This window comes from Pseudomonas sp. Ors-4-3C (genome assembly GCF_055755035.1).
In genome coordinates, this window is sequence record NZ_CM146900.1 from 4368643 (window position 1) to 4389862 (window position 21220).

The 21220-nt window shown below is 60.0% G+C and carries 19 protein-coding genes and 1 pseudogene; 7 read left to right on the forward strand and 13 right to left on the reverse strand.

Annotated features, from left to right (window positions below):
- Positions 1-26: 26 nt before the first annotated feature.
- The 9 genes from ACVHNU_RS19635 to hmpA all read right to left on the reverse strand — a co-directional run bounded on the left by ACVHNU_RS19635 (position 27) and on the right by hmpA (position 8561).
- Positions 27-518, reverse strand: coding sequence for a RidA family protein (locus tag ACVHNU_RS19635; protein ID WP_027612161.1), 492 nt, complete (start codon positions 516-518; stop codon positions 27-29).
- On the reverse strand, positions 511-741 hold the full coding sequence (locus ACVHNU_RS19640) for a hypothetical protein (RefSeq protein ID WP_146774718.1): 231 nt from the start codon (positions 739-741) through the stop codon (positions 511-513). The genes ACVHNU_RS19635 and ACVHNU_RS19640 overlap by 8 nt, the downstream gene beginning before the upstream one ends.
- Positions 742-950: 209 nt before the next feature.
- Positions 951-1838 carry a heme o synthase gene (gene cyoE / locus ACVHNU_RS19645; RefSeq protein WP_003227980.1) on the reverse strand — a complete coding sequence of 296 codons (888 nt, stop codon included), beginning with the start codon at positions 1836-1838 and terminating at the stop codon, positions 951-953.
- A gap of 10 nt (positions 1839-1848) precedes the next feature.
- A complete protein-coding gene (gene cyoD / locus ACVHNU_RS19650; protein ID WP_003227981.1) occupies positions 1849-2184 on the reverse strand; it encodes a cytochrome o ubiquinol oxidase subunit IV in 336 nt (111 codons plus the stop codon).
- The gene (gene cyoC / locus ACVHNU_RS19655) at positions 2184-2807 is read right to left on the reverse strand and encodes a cytochrome o ubiquinol oxidase subunit III (RefSeq protein ID WP_003227982.1); all 624 of its coding nucleotides are present in this window, start codon (positions 2805-2807) and stop codon (positions 2184-2186) included. The genes cyoD and cyoC overlap by 1 nt, the downstream gene beginning before the upstream one ends.
- Before the next feature lie 3 nt (positions 2808-2810).
- Positions 2811-4838: a cytochrome o ubiquinol oxidase subunit I gene (gene cyoB / locus ACVHNU_RS19660; protein WP_003227984.1), complete on the reverse strand. Its 2028-nt coding sequence runs from the start codon at positions 4836-4838 to the stop codon at positions 2811-2813.
- Between the two features lie 3 nt (positions 4839-4841).
- Positions 4842-5783, reverse strand: coding sequence for a ubiquinol oxidase subunit II (gene cyoA / locus ACVHNU_RS19665; protein WP_003227985.1), 942 nt, complete (start codon positions 5781-5783; stop codon positions 4842-4844).
- Positions 5784-6608: 825 nt separating this feature from the next.
- Entirely contained in the window at positions 6609-7118 is a 510-nt protein-coding gene (locus ACVHNU_RS19670) for a disulfide bond formation protein B (protein WP_003227988.1), read from the reverse strand.
- 261 nt (positions 7119-7379) lie between these two features.
- Positions 7380-8561, reverse strand: a complete 1182-nt coding sequence (gene hmpA, locus ACVHNU_RS19675; RefSeq protein ID WP_226501192.1) for an NO-inducible flavohemoprotein — start codon at positions 8559-8561, stop codon at positions 7380-7382.
- A gap of 162 nt (positions 8562-8723) precedes the next feature.
- On the opposite strand from hmpA, the gene norR reads away from it, so the two are divergent.
- The 5 genes from norR to ACVHNU_RS19700 all read left to right on the forward strand — a co-directional run bounded on the left by norR (position 8724) and on the right by ACVHNU_RS19700 (position 13285).
- Positions 8724-10283 carry a nitric oxide reductase transcriptional regulator NorR gene (gene norR, locus ACVHNU_RS19680; protein WP_473018138.1) on the forward strand — a complete coding sequence of 520 codons (1560 nt, stop codon included), beginning with the start codon at positions 8724-8726 and terminating at the stop codon, positions 10281-10283.
- Between the two features lie 307 nt (positions 10284-10590).
- Positions 10591-11493, forward strand: a complete 903-nt coding sequence (locus tag ACVHNU_RS19685; RefSeq protein ID WP_003227992.1) for a chemotaxis protein CheV — start codon at positions 10591-10593, stop codon at positions 11491-11493.
- A 27-nt stretch (positions 11494-11520) separates the two neighbouring features.
- Positions 11521-11979: a GNAT family N-acetyltransferase gene (locus tag ACVHNU_RS19690; protein WP_473018139.1), complete on the forward strand. Its 459-nt coding sequence runs from the start codon at positions 11521-11523 to the stop codon at positions 11977-11979.
- Between the two features lie 146 nt (positions 11980-12125).
- Complete coding sequence (locus ACVHNU_RS19695; RefSeq protein ID WP_003227994.1) at positions 12126-12449, forward strand: hypothetical protein; 324 nt, start codon at positions 12126-12128, stop codon at positions 12447-12449.
- Positions 12450-12535: 86 nt separating this feature from the next.
- Positions 12536-13285 (forward strand): YkgJ family cysteine cluster protein, encoded by a 750-nt coding sequence (locus ACVHNU_RS19700; protein WP_473018141.1) that lies wholly within the window; start codon positions 12536-12538, stop codon positions 13283-13285.
- A 140-nt stretch (positions 13286-13425) separates the two neighbouring features.
- Here ACVHNU_RS19700 and ACVHNU_RS19705 read toward each other — a convergent pair whose 3' ends face one another.
- The 4 genes and pseudogenes from ACVHNU_RS19705 to ACVHNU_RS19720 all read right to left on the reverse strand — a co-directional run bounded on the left by ACVHNU_RS19705 (position 13426) and on the right by ACVHNU_RS19720 (position 15819).
- Positions 13426-14529 carry a methyl-accepting chemotaxis protein gene (locus ACVHNU_RS19705; protein ID WP_400508748.1) on the reverse strand — a complete coding sequence of 368 codons (1104 nt, stop codon included), beginning with the start codon at positions 14527-14529 and terminating at the stop codon, positions 13426-13428.
- Between the two features lie 201 nt (positions 14530-14730).
- Positions 14731-15012: pseudogene (locus tag ACVHNU_RS19710) on the reverse strand (PAS domain-containing protein); the annotation flags it as partial.
- Between the two features lie 150 nt (positions 15013-15162).
- Entirely contained in the window at positions 15163-15402 is a 240-nt protein-coding gene (locus ACVHNU_RS19715; RefSeq protein WP_003228000.1) for a hypothetical protein, read from the reverse strand.
- Positions 15403-15513: 111 nt separating this feature from the next.
- Positions 15514-15819 carry a type 1 fimbrial protein gene (locus ACVHNU_RS19720; RefSeq protein WP_473018142.1) on the reverse strand — a complete coding sequence of 102 codons (306 nt, stop codon included), beginning with the start codon at positions 15817-15819 and terminating at the stop codon, positions 15514-15516.
- A gap of 1135 nt (positions 15820-16954) precedes the next feature.
- On the opposite strand from ACVHNU_RS19720, the gene ACVHNU_RS19725 reads away from it, so the two are divergent.
- Entirely contained in the window at positions 16955-18115 is a 1161-nt protein-coding gene (locus ACVHNU_RS19725; RefSeq protein WP_103485649.1) for an efflux RND transporter periplasmic adaptor subunit, read from the forward strand.
- Positions 18112-21213 carry a multidrug efflux RND transporter permease subunit gene (locus ACVHNU_RS19730; RefSeq protein ID WP_473018144.1) on the forward strand — a complete coding sequence of 1034 codons (3102 nt, stop codon included), beginning with the start codon at positions 18112-18114 and terminating at the stop codon, positions 21211-21213. The genes ACVHNU_RS19725 and ACVHNU_RS19730 overlap by 4 nt, the downstream gene beginning before the upstream one ends.
- Positions 21214-21220 lie beyond the last annotated feature (7 nt).

Genomic DNA, 21220 nt, shown 5'->3' on the forward strand with positions numbered 1-21220 from the left:
GGGCTTTTTGTTGGGCGGCGTGACGGTCAGACTTCCGGCTGCACCGCTGCGATCATGTCGACTTCAACCGCAGCGTTCTTCGGCAACTGGTAGACACCGACCGTAGTGCGCGTATGTCGCCCGGCATCACCGAGCACATGGCTGAAAACGTCCGATGCACCGTTGGCCACTTCGCTCAGGTCAACGAAGTCCGGAGTGGACTTCACGTACACCGTGACCCGCAATAACGCCCGGATCTTGTCCAGCGAACCGACCGCATCGACGATCAGCGCCAGGCAACGCATGGCACTGATGCTCGCGGCAGCCTGGGCGTCCTTGAGTGTCAACTCCAACCCCACGCGACCGGGATACAGAATCCTGCCATTGACCCGCGGCACCATGCCGCTGATGTACAACTCATCGCGATGGCGGATCAGCGGCGCGTAATTGCCGCCGGCGGTGTTCTCGCCATAGATGTCGTAGTTCAGCTCGTGTGCCAGGGCAATGAAGCGTTCGTCGCAGGTCATCCTCTCAGTCATTTCGCCCAGCCTTTTGATCGATGCATGAAAAATCGCAGGTTAAGACCGATGAAAATCGCGGATTTGACTCGATGTAGATCATCGGCATAGTTGGATCCAAATCTAGGTCTTTTACTGACTGATAGCAACCTGCCGCCACAATAGCAGCGCCTGCCTTTCTGCGCGCAGCAGCCATCTCCTGAATTCCTTGCATCAATTCGTCAAATAGAACGCGTTTTGCCATCCATCAGCGCCTCGATAAAACCAAGTTGTCGAGTGATCGTAACGAAAGAAAAATCTTCTGGCGGTAGGAGATATCCCTCTTTGGAGAAGGCTCCTTCCCAACTGGCAGAAATTATTGAGTGCTGGAAGTATTCTTTGATAGTTACCTAAACCAACAAAAAACCCCGCACATCTCTCAATGTGCGGGGTTTTTCTTGAAGCCATCCAGCCTTACGGCGCGTACGTCAGCAGCAGCTCGGCCGGCACCTTGAAGTCCAGGGACATCATGACGCTCAGGGCGGTGATGGTGAAGATCGAGAACACGAACAGCTTGCGTGCCCAGACCGTGTCATCCACCGCCTTGTAGCCGGTCCAGGCCATGTACAACCAGTACATGCCCATGGCCGCGGCGACGGCGAGGTAGCTCATGCCGGCGTAACCGCTGAAGGTCAGCATCAAGGTCGCCACGAGGAACGCCAGAATGTAGAGCAGGATGTGCTTCTTGGCCACTTCGATTCCGCGCTTGACGGGCAGCACCGGAATCGATGCGGCCAGGTAGTCGTTGAAACGGAAAATCGCGATGGCGTAGGAATGCGGCATCTGCCACAGGCTGAACATCACCAGCAGGGTCAGTGCGGCCATGTCGAAGCTGTTGGTTACGGCAACGTAACCGATCACTGGCGGCATGGCGCCCGACAGACTGCCCACCAGCGTGCCGTGAACCGACTTGCGCTTGAGGTACAGGCTGTAGAAGCCGACGTAGATGATGAAGCCGATTACCGCGAACAGGGCGGCCAACGGGTTGGCCACCTTGTACAACAAGGCAACGCCGAGAACACCCAGGATGGTCGCGTAGACCAGGGCCAGTTTCAGGGAGATCAAGCCCTGCACCAGCACCCGGTTCTTGGTGCGTTCCATCTTCAGGTCGATGTCGCGGTCGATGCAGTTGTTGAACACGCAACCGGAGGCCACAACCAGGGATGTGCCGATCATGGCGGCCAGGAACACCGCCAGATCTACATGCCCTTTCGAGGCCAGGAAGAACCCGCCTGCCACAGAAAGCACGTTACCGAAAATGATCCCCGGTTTGGTGATTTGGATAAAGTGCTTGAGCGACATCGGGTCTACCTCACTTCGCCATCATGTACGTGTGGATGCTGAACATGATCCACAGCGACAGGCCAACCAGCAGCAGGATCACGATGGCCGTAAAGACAAACGCGATCACGTTGTTACGTTGTGCAATCGAACGGTCCAGGTGCAGGAAGTAATACAGGTGAACGATCACCTGGATTACCGCGAACAGCAGGACGATTGCCAGCGTGGTCGACTTCGGCAAGGTCGGGAACATCACCAGGCCGAACGGGATGGCAGTCAGGATCACCGACAGGATGAAGCCGATGGCGTACGACTTTACGCTGCCGTGGCCAGCATCATGGCTGTCATGGGAGTGTGCATTAGCCATTACAGAGTCCCCATCAGGTAAACAACGGTGAATACGCAGATCCACACCACGTCCAGGAAGTGCCAGAACAGGCTCAGGCAGCTCAGACGGGTCTTGTTGGTCGCCGTCAGGCCGTGCTTGTTGACCTGGTACATCATGATGCCCATCCAGATCAGACCCGCGGATACGTGCAGACCGTGGGTACCGACCAGGGTGAAGAACGCCGACAGGAAGCCCGAACGGCTAGGACCGAAGCCCTCGGAGATCAGCAGGTGGAACTCGTTGATCTCCATGGCGATGAAGCCTGCGCCGAGCAGGAAGGTCATGAACAACCAGCCCAGAACCTGCTGCTTTTTACCTTTGTACAACGCCAGCATGGCGAAGCCGTAGGTGATCGAACTGAACAACAGCAGAGCGGTTTCGCCCAGCACGTATGGCAGTTCGAAGATGTCGTGGCCCGACGGGCCACCGGCGACGTTGTTTACCAGTACTGCGTACACCGCGAAGATCGACGCAAACAGAATGCAGTCGGTCATCAGGTAGAGCCAGAAACCGTATACGGTCATCTCGCCCGAGTCGTGGTGATGGTCATCGTGCCCATGGTCACCATGGGCGTGTCCAACATTGGTCACTAAGTTCGACATGGTTTAAGCCTGTTCCAACGAGGTTACACGGGTGGCATTGGCCGGGATTTTCCCTGCCGCGACCAGACGCTTGTGCTGCTCGGCTTCGATGCGCTCGATCGTTTCAACCGGAACCATGTAGCCCTGGTCGTCACGTGCGGCGTGGATCACGAAGTAGATGACAGTGCCGGCCAGGCTGGCGATCGCCAACCACCAGATGTGCCAGATCATCGCGAAACCGAAGACGGTCAGCAGTGCGCCCATCACCACGCCAGTGGCGGTATTGTTCGGCATGTGGATCGGCTCGTACTTGGCCGGAGCCTGGTACGCAGTACCGTTTTCCTTGGCTTCGGTGAACGGGTCGATGCAGTCAGCCTTAGGCAGCACAGCGAAGTTGTAGAACGGAGGTGGCGACGAGGTCGACCATTCCAGAGTGTGGGCATTCCACGGGTCACCGTGTTCGCACATGTTCTCTGGCTTGTTGCGGTCACGCACACTGACGTACAGCTGGATCAGTTGGCAGGCGATACCGACAGCGATCATCACCGCACCGAACATGGCAACGTACAGGTACGGTACCCACTCAGGGTTGGTGGTGGCGTTCAGACGACGGGTCATGCCCATGAAGCCCAGTGCATAGAGCGGCATGAACGCGACGAAGAAGCCCGAGATCCAGAACCAGAATGCTGCTTTACCCCAGCCTTCGTGCAGCTTGAAGCCGAACGCTTTCGGGAAGTAGAAGCCGAAACCTGCGATGTAGCCGAAGACTGCGCCGCCGATGATCACGTTGTGGAAGTGCGCGATCACGAAGAGGCTGTTGTGCAGAACGAAGTCAGCACCCGGGATGGCCAGCAGTACGCCGGTCATGCCGCCGATGGCGAAGGTCACCATGAAGCCCAGAGTCCACATCACCTGGCTGGTGAAGCGCAGACGGCCCTGGTAGATGGTGAACAGCCAGTTGAACAGTTTCACACCCGTCGGGATGGAAATCAGCATCGTCGCCAGACCGAAGAAGGCGTTGACGCTGGCACCCGAACCCATGGTGAAGAAGTGGTGCAGCCAAACCATGAAGCCCAGTACCGAGATCGCGCCCGAAGCGTAGATCATCGAGTGGTGGCCGAACAGTTTCTTGCCGGTGAACGCCGAGATCACTTCCGAGAAGATGCCGAATGCCGGCAGGATCAGGATGTAAACCTCAGGGTGGCCCCAGGCCCAGAACAGGTTGACGTACATCATTGGATTGCCACCAAGTTCATTGGTGAAAATGTGGAAATCCATGTAACGGTCGAGGGTCAGCAGTGCCAGGGTAGCGGTCAGGATCGGGAACGAAGCCACGATCAGGACGTTAGCCCAGGTGCAGGTCCAGGTGAAGATCGGCATGTCCATCAGTTTCATGCCAGGGGTACGCATTTTCAGCACGGTCGCGAGGAAGTTGACCCCCGTCAGCGTCGTACCTAACCCGGATAGCTGTAGCGCCCAGATGTAGTAGTCCATACCCACGCCAGGGCTGTACTGCAGACCCGACAGCGGCGGATAGGCAACCCAGCCGGTCTTGGCGAATTCGCCGACGCCCAGGGACAGGTTGATCAGCACAACGCCGGACACCAGCAGCCAGAAGCTCAGGGAGTTCAGGAACGGGAAGGCAACGTCACGCGCGCCGATCTGCAGCGGCACAGCAAGGTTCATCAGGCCGGTGAAGAATGGCATCGCCATGAAGATGATCATGATCACACCGTGAGCGGTGAAGATCTGGTCATAGTGTTCAGGTGGCAGGTAGCCAGGCGAACCCTCGGTGGCCATGGCCAACTGGGTACGCATCATGATGGCGTCGGCAAAGCCACGCAGCAGCATGACCATGGCAACGATGATGTACATCACACCGATTTTCTTGTGGTCGACCGACGTCAGCCACTCGGTCCACAAGTAGGTCCACTTCTTGAAGTAGGTGATTGCAGCGAACAACGCCAGACCACCGAGCGCGATCATCGAGATGGTGACCATCACGATCGGCTCGTGGAAAGGGATCGCTTCCCAACTTAATTTACCAAACATCGTTTACTCCTCTGCCCCGGCAGCTGAATGCGAATTCGAGTCCATATCCGTTGCCGCCACTTCTTTCTCTTTCTTCTCGTGCTTCAGCGGCTTGCCCGGTTTCATGCCTTCGTACTTGTCGACGATGATCTGAAACAGGTTCGGCGTGACCGAGGAGTAGAGCTCGACTGGATTGTTCTGGCTTGGCTTGGCAAGGGCTGCGTATTCAGCTTGTTCAAGCTGTTTAGGTGCCTTTTTGACTTCACTTACCCAGGCGTCGAAATCTTCCTGAGAAGTTGCGATCGCTTTGAATTTCATACCGGTGAAACCAGCACCGCTGTAGTTGGCGGAGATACCGTCCATTTCAGCGTTGCGGTCAGCGATCAGGTGCAGCTTGGTCTGCATGCCCGCCATCGCGTAGATCTGGCCGCCCAGACCCGGGATGAAGAACGAGTTCATCACGGCGTCGGAGGTGATCTTGAAGTTGATTGGCGTGTGCGCCGGGAACACGATCTTGTTGACCGTGGCAATGCCTTGTTCCGGGTAGATGAACAGCCACTTCCAGTCCAGCGCAACGACTTCGATGGTCACCGGCTTGACGTCGGATTCAATCGGACGGTACGGGTCCAGTTTGTGGGTCGAAATGTAGGTGATGTAACCCAGGGCGATGATGATCAGAACCGGGATGGTCCAGACGGCCACCTCGATTTTGGTCGAGTGCGACCATTTCGGGGTGTAGACGGCGTCCTTGTTGGAAGCGCGATACTTCCAGGCAAACAGGAAGGTCATGACGATAACCGGCACAACGACCAACAGCATCAGCAGCGTGGCGGTGATGATCAGGTTGCGCTGTTCCAGGCCGACCTGGCCCGTTGGATTGAGCAGGGTCATGTTGCAGCCTCCCAGCAACAACGTGCCGAGCAGCGGCACTAGGCCTAGTAATCTGGGGTACCTGTTTTTACTCATCTCACGACCTCTAAAGCAGCTTGCGCAATGCAGTTGGGTTTTGATCGCCAACACTTCACCCTGCCAAGGGTTGGCATTTTCTTTGGATTGAATAAGGGCCGCCCGTCGCGCGTCAGACGCTCGACAAAACCTTGGGACAGCGGTCAGTTCTTATTCGAATTCGTGGTCAAAGGCCTTGTTACAGACCAATTCCATTTGGTGCGGAAAGTTGGAAGGCACCGACACCTGGGTGTCTCAAAAGCCTTTCGGCCTGCTCGACACCCGACTTCCTGCTCGGTTCCTTATAAAGGCCGAGCAGTGCCGGGAATTCAATGCGGGCGATTGTAGATAGGTAGCGCCCTATACACCATGTCTTATCCCGAAATAATTTTTATCGCTCAGAGCAACAATCCATCACCGTTTTTGCAAAAGTTCCGCATGTTATCGAAATCAATTCTCAACAAAAACACCAAAAAATGTAGGCCTATACACCTCAGTTCAGACAGCTCCGAAGGCTTTTTCCCGGCAGCGAATCGGCGCAAAGCCCGATATTCAAAGGCCTCTGGCCATCTGCCAGAGCTTGTTAAAACTGCCTGATCTGGCACATCCGTGCAAAACCAGAAAAATGCCGAAACAGACCAATCCTTTTTTGTAACATTACGCCAATCCGGGTTGCCGAAACGCCCTGCGACATGGCGCGTGTGACAACATGTCGCACACCTGCCGCACTCTCTGTTGCCGTTCGTCACGGTGATTTCACAAACACTCTGAAATGCAAAACGCCTCGATCGGCTGATCCGCAAATCGAGGCGTTTTCTGTATCGGCCAATCAGCCGAAGAGTTGACTCAGCGCAGTGCTTTTCGGTTGCGCGAGGTCAGCAGCGGCACCAGGATCACCACCAGCACGAACGCCACCAGCGCCCATTGCGCCAGCGACAGGCCGAGGATCGGCGGGTACGGCGTCGAGCAGAAACCGTCGACCTGGAAGCCCAGCGGGAAGATCTTCGCCAACGGCAGGTCGTCGACAATCGGCTGCAATACATCGATGCCGCAGCTCACCGCCGGATAGAACTGGGTGTACACATGATGCCCGGCGACACCGGCCCCGGCGATCGCGCAGATCACTACCAGCACTTCGAACACCGTGATGCTGCGTCGGGTGCGCATGGCCGCGCCGATAAAGGCGAACAGCGCAATCAGCAGCAAGGCATAGCGCTGCAGGATGCACAGCGGGCATGGCGCCTCGCCCAGCACAATCTGCATATAAAGAGCGCCACCGATCAGCGCCAGACAGATGACCCCCAACAGCACCAGAAAGCGCCGCTCACGTCCCAGTCGAATCGTTTCCTCGCTCATCGCGTTTCCCTTTCAAATCCATGGTTCAGCCGTTGAACGGCTGATGGTTGCCCGCAAGTCTACACGCGGGACATTACGCCGCGCAGTAGCGGGGGAATAAACGATAAGGCGGTTAAGGAATGATTAACCTTTAAACAGAATTTGATAATAGAGAACGCGTAACGGCCTTCGCGAGCAGGCTCGCTCCCACATTGGATCTGCGTCGAACACAAATCCTGAGGGAGCGAGCCTGCTCGCGAATGAAGGCAACCGCGTTTCAGATCATTCCAGAGCCGCCGCCGGCCCGAAGAACTCATAACGGCTCTGCTGCTCCGGTACACCCAAGGCTTTCAAATGCCGTTTGATCGCCCCCATGAAGCCTTTCGGCCCAAGAAAGTAAGCATCGACATCGCGCTGCTGCGGCAACCATTCACTCAACTGCTCGGCGCTCAGCATCCCGAGCTTGTCCGCTGCCGGACTTACGCCGTCATCTTCGGCGTAGCAATAGAAGCGTTTGAGCTGTGGATGACGCGCCGCCAGACCGTCGACCCAGTCGCGGAACGCATGCACGCTGCCATTGCGCGCGCAGTGGATAAAATGCACCGGGCGTTCGGTTTGCAGCGCTGCTTCAAGCATCGCCAAAGTCGGAGTGATGCCGACACCGCCACTGATCAGCACCAACGGCTTGTCACTGGCCGTCAGGGTGAACTCGCCCGATGGCGGGAACAGCGCAATGCTTGCGCCGACGTGCAGTTGATCGTGCAAGTAGTTGGACGCACGACCACCCGGCTCGCGTTTCACGCTGATGCGGTACTGGCCCTTGTTCGCCAGCGCCGACAGCGAGTAGTTGCGGCGGATTTCCTCGCCATCGAGGATCAACTTCATGCCGATGTACTGGCCCGGCTGCGCAGCAAGGATCGGACCTTTGTCCGCCGGTTCGAAGTAGAACGAGATGATCTCCGCGCTCTCCTCGACCTTGTCCACCACGATGAACTCCCGCGCCCCGCGCCAGCCGCCGACCGCTTGTTCTTTCTGGTCGTAGATCGCCGTCTCCGCGCCGATCAGAATCTCGGCCAGTTGCCCGTACGCCGCGCCCCATGCGCTCATGACCTCAGGCGTGGCGATCTCGTCGCCGAGCACTTCGGAGATGGCGCGCAGCAGGCAGGTGCCAACAATCGGGTAGTGCTCCGGGAGGATTTGCAGGGCGACGTGCTTGTTGATGATCTTCGCCACCAGATCGCCCAACTGGTCGAGCTGATCGATGTGCCGCGCATACATCAACACGCCGTTGGCCAGAGCACGCGGCTGGTCGCCACTGGCCTGGTGCGCCTGGTTGAACAGTGGACGTACCTCAGGGTATTCGGCGAGCATCATGCGGTAGAAGTGGGTGATCAGCGCTTCACCGCCACTTTCCAGCAGAGGCACGGTGGATTTGACGATGGCACGATCCTGGACGCTAAGCATAAGAGTGACTCCTGAGCTTTTTGAGAATTACCTTAGGCTTATCAGTTTTCGTGCCAGATTATTTATCGTTATAAATCAATGGCTTATTTTTTGAGTAGTCATTTAGACTCAAAGCGCCTTATAGTCATAGCGACTACATAGAGTCTCTTTGACTACAAGACCATGACCGCCAAATCCTTGCTCACCGCTCTACTGCCGCTGGTCTCCGACTTGTCCCGCGAACTGCCCGAAGGCGAGCGCTACCGGCGCCTGCTCGAAGCCCTGCGCGCCCTGCTGCCGTGCGACGCCGCCGCGTTGCTGCGCCTCGACGGCGAATGGCTGGTGCCATTGGCGGTGGATGGATTGAGCACCGACACCCTCGGCCGACGCTTCAAGGTCAGCGAACACCCACGTTTCGAGATCCTGCTGGACGGTGCCGGGCCGACCCGGTTCGCCGCCGACAGCGACTTGCCCGATCCGTACGATGGCCTGGTCGATGGTCTGGGCGATCACCTCGAAGTCCATGACTGTCTCGGTTGCCCGCTGTTCGTCGAGGAAAAACTCTGGGGCCTGATTACCCTTGATGCGCTCGACCCGGAGCGTTTCGAGCCGATCGAACTCGACGCTTTGCAAGCCTTCGCCAGCCTCGCTTCGGCCACGGTCAACGCCGCCGAACGCATCGAACGCCTGGCGCTGCGTGCCGAGGACGAGCACCAGCGCGCCGAGGTCTACCGCCAGGCCAGCGGCCAGCAGCCGCGCGAAATGATCGGCCAGAGCAAGGCGCACAAACGCCTGGTGGAGGAGATCAATCTGGTCGGCGGCAGCGACCTGACCGTGCTGATCACCGGCGAAACCGGGGTCGGCAAGGAACTGGTGGCGCAAGCGATTCACGCCGCCTCCCCGCGCGCCGACAAACCGATCATCAGCCTCAACTGCGCCGCCCTGCCCGACACCCTGGTCGAAAGCGAACTGTTCGGCCATGTGCGCGGTGCCTTTACCGGCGCCACCAGCGACCGCCGCGGCAAGTTCGAACTGGCCAATGGCGGCACGCTGTTTCTCGATGAAGTCGGCGAACTGTCGCTGACCGTGCAGGCCAAATTGCTGCGCGTGCTGCAAAGCGGCCAGTTGCAGCGGCTTGGCTCGGACAAGGAACACCAGGTCGATGTGCGCCTGATCGCCGCGACCAACCGCGATCTGGCTGAAGAAGTGCGCAGCGGCCGCTACCGCGCCGACTTCTATCACCGCCTGAGCGTGTACCCGCTGCGGGTCCCGGCGCTGCGCGATCGCGGCCGCGATGTGTTGCTGCTCAGCGGCTTCTTTCTGGAACAGAACCGCTCGCGCATGGGCCTCAACAGCCTGCGCCTGAGCAGCGACGCCCAGGACGCGTTGCTCGCCTACACTTGGCCGGGCAACGTGCGCGAGCTGGAACACTTGATCGGGCGCAGCGCACTGAAGGCGCTGGGCAATTGCAAGGTAAGGCCGAAGATTCTCAGTTTGAGCGCGGTGGATCTGGATCTGCCGCGTGAGGTTGTGGATAACTCGCCCGCGCCTACTGCCAATATTTTAGCCGTGGCACCGTTGATCAATGGCGACTTGCGCAGCGCCACGGAGGAGTATCAGCGCCGCTTGATCAGTGCGGCGCTGGAACGCAATCAGAATAATTGGGCGAGTGCGGCGCGGGAGTTGGGGCTGGATAGGGCGAATCTTGGGCGGATGGCCAAGCGGTTGGGGATGAAGAGCTAAAAGCACACCCTCACCCTAGCCCTCTCCCGGAGGGAGAGGGGACTGATTGGGGGATATTCAAGAATTCCGCCGACGTGAGAGATCTGTACTGAATCCATAATCGACTCGGTCATTCAGGTCGATGTACAGCGCCAGACACCTCGTTCGGCCCCCTCTCCCTTCGGGAGAGGGCTGGGGTGAGGGGCTTTGGATCTGCCGCCAGCCGATAACCGACCTAAAGCCCACCCCGTTAACGCCGATAACCCGGCATCAATAGTTTCTGGCGATTTGCACCCTCGCCCATCACCTTTTTCCACAGAAGGTTTTTATGTCTTCCAACAAAGCCCGCGCAGATTCACTTTCGCTTCTGCTGTTTACCTTGCGCAGCGGCAAGCTGATGGCGATCAACCTGCTGAAAGTCAGTGAAATCATCCCCTGCCCGCCGCTGACCAAAATGCCGGAGTCGCATCCGCACGTCAAAGGCATCGCCACCCTGCGCGGCGCTTCGCTGTCGGTGATCGACCTCAGCCGCGCGATCGGCGAGCGACCGCTGGAAGACCCGAACGGCGGCTGCCTGATCGTCACCGACGTCAGCCGCTCCAAGCAGGGCCTGCACGTTCAGGCGGTGAGCAAAATCGTCCATTGCCTGACCACCGACATCAAGCCACCGCCATTCGGCTCCGGCGGCTCGCGCGCCTATATCACCGGCGTGACGTCGGTCGACGGCACACTGGTACAAGTGCTCGACATCGAGAAAGTCATCCACAGCATCGCCCCGGCGCAGATCGAGATGGCCCCGACCGACCTGAGCATGGAAGACGCCGAAGTCCTGGGCAACGCACGGATTCTGGTGGTCGACGACAGTCAGGTGGCGTTGCAGCAATCGGTGCACACCCTGCGCAACCTCGGCCTGCAATGCCACACTGCGCGCAGTGCCAAGGAAGCCATCGACTGCCTGCTGGATCTGCAAGGCACCGCGCAACAGATCAACCTGATCGTCTCCGACATCGAAATGTCCGAGATGGACGGCTACGCCTTCACCCGCACCCTGCGCGAGACGCCGGACTTCGCCCACCTCTACGTGCTGCTGCACACCTCGCTCGACAGCGCGATGAACAGCGAGAAAGCGCGCCTGGCCGGGGCCAACGCGGTGCTGACCAAGTTCTCCTCGCCGGAACTGACGCAGCGGCTGATCGAAGCGGCCAAACACGTCGCCGCCAACGGTCACTGAGTCTTGGGCCAGACGTACTGCTTTTTGATGCGGCGCGACCTTCGCCAAGACGTGCCGACGATCTACTGGCCGGAAGGCATTGAACTGAGCACTTATCGCCCGGAACTCGCGGCGGCGGTGCATCAGCTGATGCAACTCGGCTACCGTGAGGGCGGCGGTCGTGTGCCGGCACTGGAGGAATGGCAGCTGCGCTTCGAGAGCGATCCCGAATACGACCCGGCGCTGTGTTTCATTGCCAGCGATGCCGAAGGCGTGATCGGCGTGGCGCAGTGCTGGACCAGCTCGTACATCAAGAATCTGGTGGTGCACCCACGCGCTCAGGGCCGAGGATTGGGTCGGGCATTGCTGCTGAATGCATTCAAGGTGTTTCAGCAAAAGCGCGAAGGATTTGTCGATCTGAAGGTGCTGGAAGACAACCTGCGGGCGCAGCGTTTGTATGAGAGTGCCGGGATGTATGTGGTTCGCCGGGAACTTGTACCGGACTGATCGACCGTCTTCGCGAGCAAGCCCGCTCCCACAGGGGGAGCGCATTCCAAATTGTGGGAGCGGGCTTGCTCGCGAAGAGGCCGGCCCAGGCAACTTCTCACCCTCAGGCACACTCAAACCTTGGCCAAACCCAAGGATGCCCAACCATGAAAGCCCTCACCCTAAGCCTGCTCTGCCTCACCGCCCTCGCCTCCCAGGCTCACGCCTCCAGTCCCGACGCCTGGGCCGCGTACGACAAAACCGTGCTCGCCAGTTGCACCAAGGCCAGTGGCCTGAAAGACGCCAAACCGGTCGGCACCCCCGCGCAATTCGATGACCGCGTCGGCTACACCGCCGTGCTGCTGCAAGGCCAATACCCGCAAAAACACATGAAAGGCCAGCAAGGCACCGAGCTGTGCCTGTACAGCAAAACGTCGAAAACCGCCTTCGTCACCGAGTGGGACTCGATCCGTCCGACCGCGAAGCCTTGAGGGCTGGCGCACAACTTGCTTCGATCAGCCTCAGCCTGGCGACTTTACGTCGCCGTTTCACACTCTGATTGAAGATTGATCGTGCAATGAATACGACGTTTTCCTGCGTCGGTTGCGGCAAATGCTGCACCGACCACCATGTGCCCCTGACCCTCGCCGAAGCCCGCATGTGGGCGGCGGATGGCGGTCAGGTGATCGTGCTGGTGGAGGCCTTTCTCGGCAACGGCCTGGGCCTGCCGGCGCAGCAGCGTGAACACGCCGAACGGCGTTCCGCGGTAGTGCGCAGCGGTACCACCGAGGCCCACGTGGCAATCACCTTCGCCGCCTACAACGTCGGTCGCTGCCGGAATCTTGACGAAGACAACCTGTGCCGGATTTACGAACGCCGGCCGTTGGTGTGCAGGATTTATCCGGCAGAAATCAATCCGCACATCGCACTCAACCCTGCCGCCAAGGATTGCCCGCCAGAGTCATGGCAACAGGGGCCGCTGCTGATTGTCGGCGGGGAGTTGGTCGATCAGGCACTGCTGGAGCTGATCCAGCGTTCGCGTCAGGCCGACCGCGATGACATCCGGATCAAGGATGCGATCTGCGCCGCCCTGGGGATTCGCACCACAGCGCTCAAGGGCGATGGGTTTACCGCATATTTGCCGGAGATGGGCGCGTTTGCGGCTGTGATCGATCAGGTTTGCGCACAGCCTCTGAACACAGTATCCAGTGAATGGCTGTTTCATTTGTCAGGGGATGATGTGGCCGGGCAAGTGTTGGCGACCGGAGCGCAAGTGGTGACTGAGCCGGCGCAGACGTATGCGTTTATTTCGCTGCGGGCGGCTTGATCCGGATTTTGTACTGCCTGCAGTGGCCCCTTCGGGAGCAAGCCCCCTCCCACAGGAATCTGAGTTGTACACAGAATAAATGATCACCCCATACACCTGTGGGAGGGGGCTTGCTCCCGAAGGGGCCGGGACAGGCTGCATCAATCTCGAACCTGCCGCCGCCCCCAGAACTCCCGCGCCAGCAACCTCAAATCCCCCGCCAACCCCGCCACATCCTCGGAATTGCGCTGACTCTGCCGCCCCTCATCCACCGTCAATTCCGACGCCGTGCGAATGCTGACGATGTTGCGGTTGATGTCTTCGCTCACCGCACTCTGCTGCTCCACCGCCGCGGCAATCTGCAGGCTCATCTCGGTGATCTGCTCGACCCGCTCGCTGATCCCGTCCAGTGCCCGCGCCGCGCGCTGTGCCTGTTCGACGCTGTTATCCACATGCTCGCTGCTCTGCTGCATCACCCGCACCGCATCGCGCGCGCCGTTTTGCAGGGTGCTGATCATCCGCTGAATCTCGTTGGTCGATTGCTGCGTGCGTTGCGCCAGTCCGCGCACCTCATCCGCCACCACGGCAAAACCACGCCCGGCATCGCCAGCGCGCGCCGCTTCGATCGCCGCATTGAGCGCCAGCAGATTGGTCTGCTCGGCGATGCTGCGGATCACCTCCAGCACCCCGGAAATCTCGCTGCTGTGGCCTTCGAGCTGATGAATCACCTCGGTCGCCCGCCGTAATTCCTCGGCCAGACGCAACACCGCGCTACGACTCTCGCCCACCAGCCAATGCCCCTCGCGCGTTTCCGTGCCAGCCATGTCCGCCGCCACCGAGGCCTGCTGCGCATGGCTGGCAACCTGCGCGACACTCGCGGCCATCTGATGAATCGCTGCCGCCACCTGATCGGTTTCGGCCTGCTGGGCCAGCGAACTGCTGTGGCTGCTTTGCAGATGATCAACCAGTTGCGCCGCGTGCCCGGCCAACTGCTGCGAAGCATCCCCCATGCGCCCGACCACCGCGCCGACCTGCGCCTCGATCATCTGCAGGGCGAACTCGATCTGGCCGATTTCATCGCGGCGCCCGGTGTAAATGCTCTGGCTCAACGGATTGTCCGCAACCTGCCGCGCCCGCTCGGTCAGGCGTTCCAGCGGCCGCAAAATCCAGCGCACGCCCAACGCGCAAAGACTGCTGCCGGCGACAAACGCCACTCCATCAATCCACGCCGACTCCGGGCGCAACCAGGCCTCGATCCCCAACACCAGACCCAGCAACGTGCTGCCCAACGCCGTGATCCTGCCGCGCAGCCCCAGGCTCGGCAGCCGAAGCACCGGACGCTCGTCGCGCAACTGCGCATATGCTCGCTCCGCCGCGGCTACGAGCCGCGCATCAGGCCGGGTGCGCACCGACTGATACTCCACTGCCACACCGCTCTGCGTAACCGGCGTGACATACGCGCTGACCCAATAATGATCGCCATTCTTGCAACGATTCTTCACCAGCCCCATCCACGAACGCCCGCTCTTGAGCGTCTGCCACATATGCGCAAACGCCTGCGCGGGCATGTCCGGGTGACGCAACAAGTTGTGTGGCGTGCCGAGCAATTCGTCGCGGCTATAACCGCTGATCCGGATGAAATCGTCGTTGGCGTAGGTGATCGCGCTGGTCAGATCGGTGGTCGAAAGAATGTTCGCATCGTGCGCCACATCGACGTTACGTCCGGTGACCGGGAGATTGATCTTCATGGAATAGCGCGCTCGTTTTATTGGAAGAGTCGGCAGGGCTGCTGACTCTAAGCGCACCAATTGGTTAAATATTGATCTGGCTCAGGATCTGAGCACTTAGCCATCACTGCGACCGAAAATCGCAGTCGATGGCTGAAGGCGGGATGAAACTCAGCGCTTGCCCATCGAACGACGGGTACCCGGCGGCGCCATGCCCGGGGTCTTGGTGTGGCCATTCTTGGCGCCGTTCTTGTACCACGGCTGATTCGAACCCTTGGCCGCCGCCAGTTCACCCGGTTTGAACGGGAACTTGAAAGCCGCAATCTCGGGTTTGCTCTCGCTGGCGTCAGCCAGTTCAGCCGGGACATCGCTCACAGCGTCGTCAACCGGCGGTTGGGTCGGGGAAGTCATAAAAGCTCCGCAAAGCAAAAAGTCGGGCCCGAACAGTGGGCCGCGAAGGCGCGCAGTATACCTGCGCGCCCAGACTCGGCACCTGAAGATTTGCACCGCTCGCCGAACGGTTTATAGATAAGTGATGGTGACGATGCCTTTGTCGCTCGACGTCTTCAGCGCTTGATAGGTCATGGAAAACGGCAGCGACTGACGACTGCAAGCATTGCGATAGGTATCCACATCAACTTGCAGACCCGGTTTGATTTCAACCTGCCGGGACACATCGGAGGCCAACGACCCGGCACGCTCCACCGCACAACCGGAATCGACAATCTGCCCGGTGAAACGGATCTCGCCGGAAGTCGATTGCGGCGCGGCACAGACTGCCAATGGAAGCAAAACAAGCACACTCGCCAAAGCGGTTTTCAGATTCATTGCACGACACTCCCGAAGAGGCCCGCTCAATTTGACGGCCGGGCTGTACAACGTTTATCCGCGGGTGGGGGCGGATCTTTAGGAGCGTAGATGTTGCGAGGCACAAACGTTCCGATTTAGAGATATTGGGTGGTGGAATTGGGGGGATGGTCACGGTTTTGAATGGCGGTGGCTGGACTGTCATCATCGCCAGCAGGCTGGCTCCCACAGTTGGAATGGGTGTGGTCTGCTGGAAAGTGGTCGGCTCGCAGGCCGCCATCGCGAGCAGGCTCACTCCTACAGTTGGAATGGGTTCGGTCAGGTGGAGAGGGGTCGGCTGTCAGGCCGCCTTCGCGAGCAAGCCCGCTCCCACAGTTGGAATGGGTGTGGTCAGGTGGAGAGTGGTCGGCTGTCAGGCCGCCTTCGCGAGCAAGCCCGCTCCCACAGTTGGAATGGGTGTGGTCAGGTGGAGAGTGGTCGGCTGTCAGGCCGCCTTCGCGAGCAAGCCCACTCCCACAGTTGGAATGGGTATGGTCAGGTGGAGAGTGGGCGGCTGTCAGGCCGCCTTCGCGAGCAAGCCCGCTCCCACAGTGGAATTGGGTGAGTCAGATAGAGATTGGTCGGCTCGCAGGCCGCCATCGCCAGCAGGCTGGCTCCCACAAAAGCGCCAAAGCCGAGCGCACGCTCTTCACCACTCAAATGGCCGAGTGTCAGCTCGCCGAAAGCTCTTGATCTTGCCGTGCCGGCCCCGTCGGCAGGCTGAGTGGAGGGATTGATCCGGGGGTGGGAGCGCAGCGACCGTTTGGCGCAGCCAAACACAGCGAGAGGAGGTGCAGCGAAGCAAACCGGAGGCGCTGCGCCCGGATCAATCCCGGAGCGAAGGAACCCGAGCCTAAGCGAGGGCCGAACGTTGGGGCCAAGCCTTTTGCTTACTTTTCGGCGTCTGGAAAAGTGAGCCGCTGTAAGAGCGGAACCATAAGAAGCCGTTACCGCAGCAACGGATATATCCCCCATCAACCCACAACATGGTCGGCCCAGAGGCCGCCAAGCCAAACGAAACTGACAGCGCTGACAGCTAGCCGTCACTCTCCTGACCCCCAAACAAGCTTATAAATACCCAACCTGCCCAAACTCAACCCCTTGGCGCCCCAATCGCATGCGAATCCAGAAACGAACCGCCCTGCTCGCCACCCCGCTGATCATCGTCGCCGCTCTGGGCCTGTGGTACGCCACCAAACCGGCCCAGACCAAACTCGCCACCCCCACCGCCATCCCGGTCCGGGTCGTGGCAGTCAGCGAAAAGGACGTCCCCCGCTACGTCAGCGGCATCGGTTCGGTTCTCTCATTGCACAGCGTCGTGGTACGCCCGCAGATCGACGGCATTCTGACAAAGATCCTCGTCAAAGAAGGCCAACTGGTCAAAGCAGGCGACCTGCTCGCCACCATCGACGACCGCTCGATCCGCGCCAGTCTTGATCAGGCCCGCGCACAACTGGGCGAAAGCCAGGCCCAACTGGAAGTCGCCCTGGTCAACCTCAAGCGCTACAAACTGCTCAGCGTCGACGACGGCGTCTCCAAGCAGACCTACGATCAGCAACAGGCGCTGGTCAACCAGTTGAAGGCCACCGCCCAAGGCAACCAGGCCTCGATTGACGCCGCGCAGGTTCAACTTTCCTACACCCAGATCCGCTCCCCGGTCACCGGCCGCGTCGGCATTCGCACAGTCGATGAAGGCAACTTCCTGCGCATGACCGACACCCAGGGCCTGTTCACCGTCACCCAGATCGACCCGATCGCCGTCGAGTTCTCGCTGCCGCAACAAATGCTGCCGACCCTGCAAGGTCTGATCAACGACCCGCAGCACGCGCAGGTCAAGGCCTACATCGGCGCCGACACTGACGGCGAAACCGGCAACCTGCTTGGCGAAGGTCATCTGACCCTGATCGACAACCAGATCAACGCCAACACCGGCACCATCCGCGCCAAGGCCGAATTCGACAACGCCAGCCAGAAGCTCTGGCCGGGCCTGCTGGTGACGGTAAAAATCCAGACGGCACTGGATAAGAATGCGCTGGTGGTGCCGCCTACCGTCGTACAACGCGGCCTCGACCAACACTTCGTTTACCGCGTGAACGGCGACAAGGTCGAAGCCGTACAAGTGCAGATGGTTTATCAGGGCAGCGGCCAGGACATCATCAAAGGCGTGAAGGCGGGTGATCAATTAGTCAGTGACGGCCAGTCGCGGCTCAAACCCGGTTCGACCGTGCAGGTGATGACCGAGCCGCCGCAGGTGGTCGAAGCGGAGCCCAAGCCATGAAGGAGCACAAAGGCGTCTCCACATGGTGTATCGACCACCCGGTCGCGACCATTCTGCTGACCTTCGCCCTGGTGCTGCTCGGGGTAATTGCCTTCCCGCGCCTGCCGATTGCGCCACTGCCGGAAGCGGAGTTTCCGACGATCCAGGTTTCCGCGCAGTTGCCCGGCGCCAGCCCTGACACCATGGCGTCCTCCGTGGCCACGCCGCTTGAAGTGCAATTCAGCGCCATCCCCGGCATGACCCAGATGACCTCCAGCAGTGCACTCGGCTCAAGCCTGTTGACCCTGCAATTCACCCTCGACAAAAGCATCGACACCGCCGCGCAGGAAGTTCAGGCAGCGATCAACACCGCCGCCGGCAAACTGCCCAAGGACATGCCGACGCTGCCGACCTGGAAGAAGGTCAACCCGGCCGACAGCCCGGTGCTGATCCTCAGTGTCAGCTCCACACAAATGCCCGGCACCGAACTCAGCGACCTGGTGGAAACTCTGCTCTCGCGTCAGATCAGTCAGATCGACGGTGTAGGCCAGATCAACATCACCGGTCAGCAACGTCCGGCGATCCGCGTGCAAGCCTCGGCCGACAAACTGGCTGCCATCGGCCTTACCCTGGCCGACATTCGTCTGGCGATCCAGCAGACCAGCCTCAACCTCGCCAAAGGTGCGTTGTATGGCGAATCGAGTATCTCCACGCTGTCGACCAACGACCAGTTGTTCCATCCCGAGGACTACAGTCAGCTGATCGTTTCCTACAAGGACGGCGCCCCGGTTCACCTGCGGGATGTCGCCAAAGTCGTCAACGGTTCGGAAGATGCCTACGTGCAAGCCTGGGCCGGTGATCATCCCGGGGTGAACCTGGTGATCTCGCGCCAGCCCGGTGCGAACATCGTCGAAACGGTCGACCGTATTCAAGCGGCGCTGCCGGGCCTAGAAGCCATGCTGCCGGCCTCGGTGCAGGTCAAAGTGCTGATCGACCGCACCCAGACCATTCGCGCGTCGCTGCATGAAGTGGAAATCACCCTGTTGATCGCCATTCTGCTGGTGGTGGCGGTGATGGCGCTGTTCCTGCGCCAACTGTCGGCGACGCTGATTGTCTCGGCGGTGCTCGGCGTGTCACTGGTGGCCAGTTTCGCCCTGATGTACATCCTCGGTTTCAGCCTGAACAACCTGACACTGGTGGCGATTGTGGTGGCCGTGGGGTTTGTCGTCGACGATGCGATTGTGGTGGTGGAGAACATCCACCGGCATCTGGAGGCCGGCGACGGCATGCGTGAGGCGGCGGTCAAGGGCGCCGGCGAGATCGGCTTCACCGTGGTCTCGATCAGCTTCTCGCTGGTGGCGGCGTTCATTCCGCTGCTGTTCATGGGCGGCGTGGTCGGGCGGCTGTTCAAGGAATTCGCCCTGACCGCGACTTCGACCATTCTTATTTCGGTGGTGGTATCGCTGACGCTTGCGCCAACCCTGGCCGCGCTGTTCATGCGCAAACCGGTGCATCACGCCCATGACAAACCGGGCTTCAGTGAACGTCTGCTGGCGTGGTACGAGAAAGGCCTGCGCCGCGCCCTCGCCCATCAGAAACTGATGATCGGCGTGTTCTGCCTGTCCCTCGGGTTGGCAATTACCGGTTACATCTTTATTCCCAAGGGATTCTTCCCAATCCAGGACACCGGGTTCGTGCTCGGTACCACCGAAGCCGCTGCGGATATTTCCTACGGCGACATGGTGAAAAAACACCTGGCGATGGCCGAAATCGTCGCGGCCGACCCGGCAGTCGAAGCGTTTTCCCACTCGGTGGGCGTGTCCGGCAGCAACCAGACCATCGCCAACGGCCGCTTCTGGATCGCCCTGAAAAAACGCGGCGACCGCGACGTCTCGGCCAGCCAGTTCATCGACCGTATCCGTCCGAAACTGATGAAAGTCCCGGGCATCGTCCTGTACCTGCGCGCCGGCCAGGACATCAACCTCAGCTCCGGGCCAAGCCGCGCCCAGTACCAGTACGTGCTCAAGAGCAATGACGGCGCGACCCTGGCCACCTGGACCCAGCGCCTGACCGAGAAGCTGCGCAGCATCCCGGCGTTCCGCGATATTTCCAACGACCTGCAACTGGGCGGCAGCATCACTCACATCAGCATCGACCGCAGCGCCGCCGCGCGTTTCGGCCTGACCGCAAGTGATGTCGACGAGGCGCTGTACGATGCGTTCGGCCAGCGCCAGATCAATGAATTCCAGACTCAGGTCAACCAGTACAACGTGATTCTGGAGCTCGATACCAAACAGCGCGGCAAGGCCGAAAGCCTCAACTATTTCTACCTGCGCTCGCCGTTGAGCGGGGAAATGGTGCCGCTGTCGGCGCTGGCGAAATTCGACGCACCGACCATCGGCCCGCTGTCGATTGCCCATGACGGCATGTTCCCCGCCGCCAACCTGTCGTTCAACCTGGCCCCCGGCGTGGCCTTGGGCGACGCGGTGATCCTGCTCAACCAGGCCAAGGCTGAGATCGGCATGCCGACCGCCATCAGCGGCAACTTCCAGGGCGCAGCGCAGGCATTCCAGAGTTCGCTCGCCAGTCAGCCGTGGTTGATTCTCGCGGCGCTGGTGGCGGTGTACATCATTCTCGGCGTGCTTTATGAGAGCTTCGTGCATCCGCTGACGATCATCTCGACCCTGCCGGCGGCCGGGCTCGGTGCAGTGATCATGCTGTGGATCTGCGGTCAGGACTTTTCGATCATGGCGTTGATCGGGCTGGTGCTGCTGATCGGTATCGTCAAAAAGAACGGCATTCTGATGATCGACTTCGCACTGGAAGCCCAGCGCAATCGCGGACTGGCGCCGCAGGAGGCGATTTTCGAAGCGTGCCTGACGCGGTTCCGGCCGATCATCATGACCACCCTCGCCGCGCTGCTCGGCGCGTTGCCGCTGATGCTCGGTTACGGCACCGGCGCGGAACTGCGCCAGCCGCTGGGGATCGCGGTGGTGGGCGGCTTGCTGGTCAGCCAGATGCTGACGCTGTTTACCACGCCGGTCATATACTTGTGGCTTGAGCGGCTGTTCCACAGGCCCAAACCAATGCCCACGACGGCACTGGCGACTACAGACTGAGGCAGGG

Coding starts and splice junctions, on each gene's coding strand:
- ACVHNU_RS19720 (WP_473018142.1), bottom strand. CDS start 15,819: ATGAATCTGAAAACCGCTTTGGCGAGTGTGCTTGTTTTGCTTCCATTG.
- ACVHNU_RS19725 (WP_103485649.1), top strand. CDS start 16,955: ATGCGAATCCAGAAACGAACCGCCCTGCTCGCCACCCCGCTGATCATC.
- ACVHNU_RS19635 (WP_027612161.1), bottom strand. CDS start 518: ATGACTGAGAGGATGACCTGCGACGAACGCTTCATTGCCCTGGCACAC.
- ACVHNU_RS19715 (WP_003228000.1), bottom strand. CDS start 15,402: ATGACTTCCCCGACCCAACCGCCGGTTGACGACGCTGTGAGCGATGTC.
- ACVHNU_RS19695 (WP_003227994.1), top strand. CDS start 12,126: ATGAAAGCCCTCACCCTAAGCCTGCTCTGCCTCACCGCCCTCGCCTCC.
- cyoE (WP_003227980.1), bottom strand. CDS start 1,838: ATGTCGCTCAAGCACTTTATCCAAATCACCAAACCGGGGATCATTTTC.
- ACVHNU_RS19690 (WP_473018139.1), top strand. CDS start 11,521: ATGCGGCGCGACCTTCGCCAAGACGTGCCGACGATCTACTGGCCGGAA.
- ACVHNU_RS19640 (WP_146774718.1), bottom strand. CDS start 741: ATGGCAAAACGCGTTCTATTTGACGAATTGATGCAAGGAATTCAGGAG.
- ACVHNU_RS19700 (WP_473018141.1), top strand. CDS start 12,536: ATGAATACGACGTTTTCCTGCGTCGGTTGCGGCAAATGCTGCACCGAC.
- cyoD (WP_003227981.1), bottom strand. CDS start 2,184: ATGGCTAATGCACACTCCCATGACAGCCATGATGCTGGCCACGGCAGC.
- ACVHNU_RS19685 (WP_003227992.1), top strand. CDS start 10,591: ATGTCTTCCAACAAAGCCCGCGCAGATTCACTTTCGCTTCTGCTGTTT.
- ACVHNU_RS19730 (WP_473018144.1), top strand. CDS start 18,112: ATGAAGGAGCACAAAGGCGTCTCCACATGGTGTATCGACCACCCGGTC.
- cyoC (WP_003227982.1), bottom strand. CDS start 2,807: ATGTCGAACTTAGTGACCAATGTTGGACACGCCCATGGTGACCATGGG.
- ACVHNU_RS19670 (WP_003227988.1), bottom strand. CDS start 7,118: ATGAGCGAGGAAACGATTCGACTGGGACGTGAGCGGCGCTTTCTGGTG.
- cyoB (WP_003227984.1), bottom strand. CDS start 4,838: ATGTTTGGTAAATTAAGTTGGGAAGCGATCCCTTTCCACGAGCCGATC.
- norR (WP_473018138.1), top strand. CDS start 8,724: ATGACCGCCAAATCCTTGCTCACCGCTCTACTGCCGCTGGTCTCCGAC.
- hmpA (WP_226501192.1), bottom strand. CDS start 8,561: ATGCTTAGCGTCCAGGATCGTGCCATCGTCAAATCCACCGTGCCTCTG.
- cyoA (WP_003227985.1), bottom strand. CDS start 5,783: ATGAGTAAAAACAGGTACCCCAGATTACTAGGCCTAGTGCCGCTGCTC.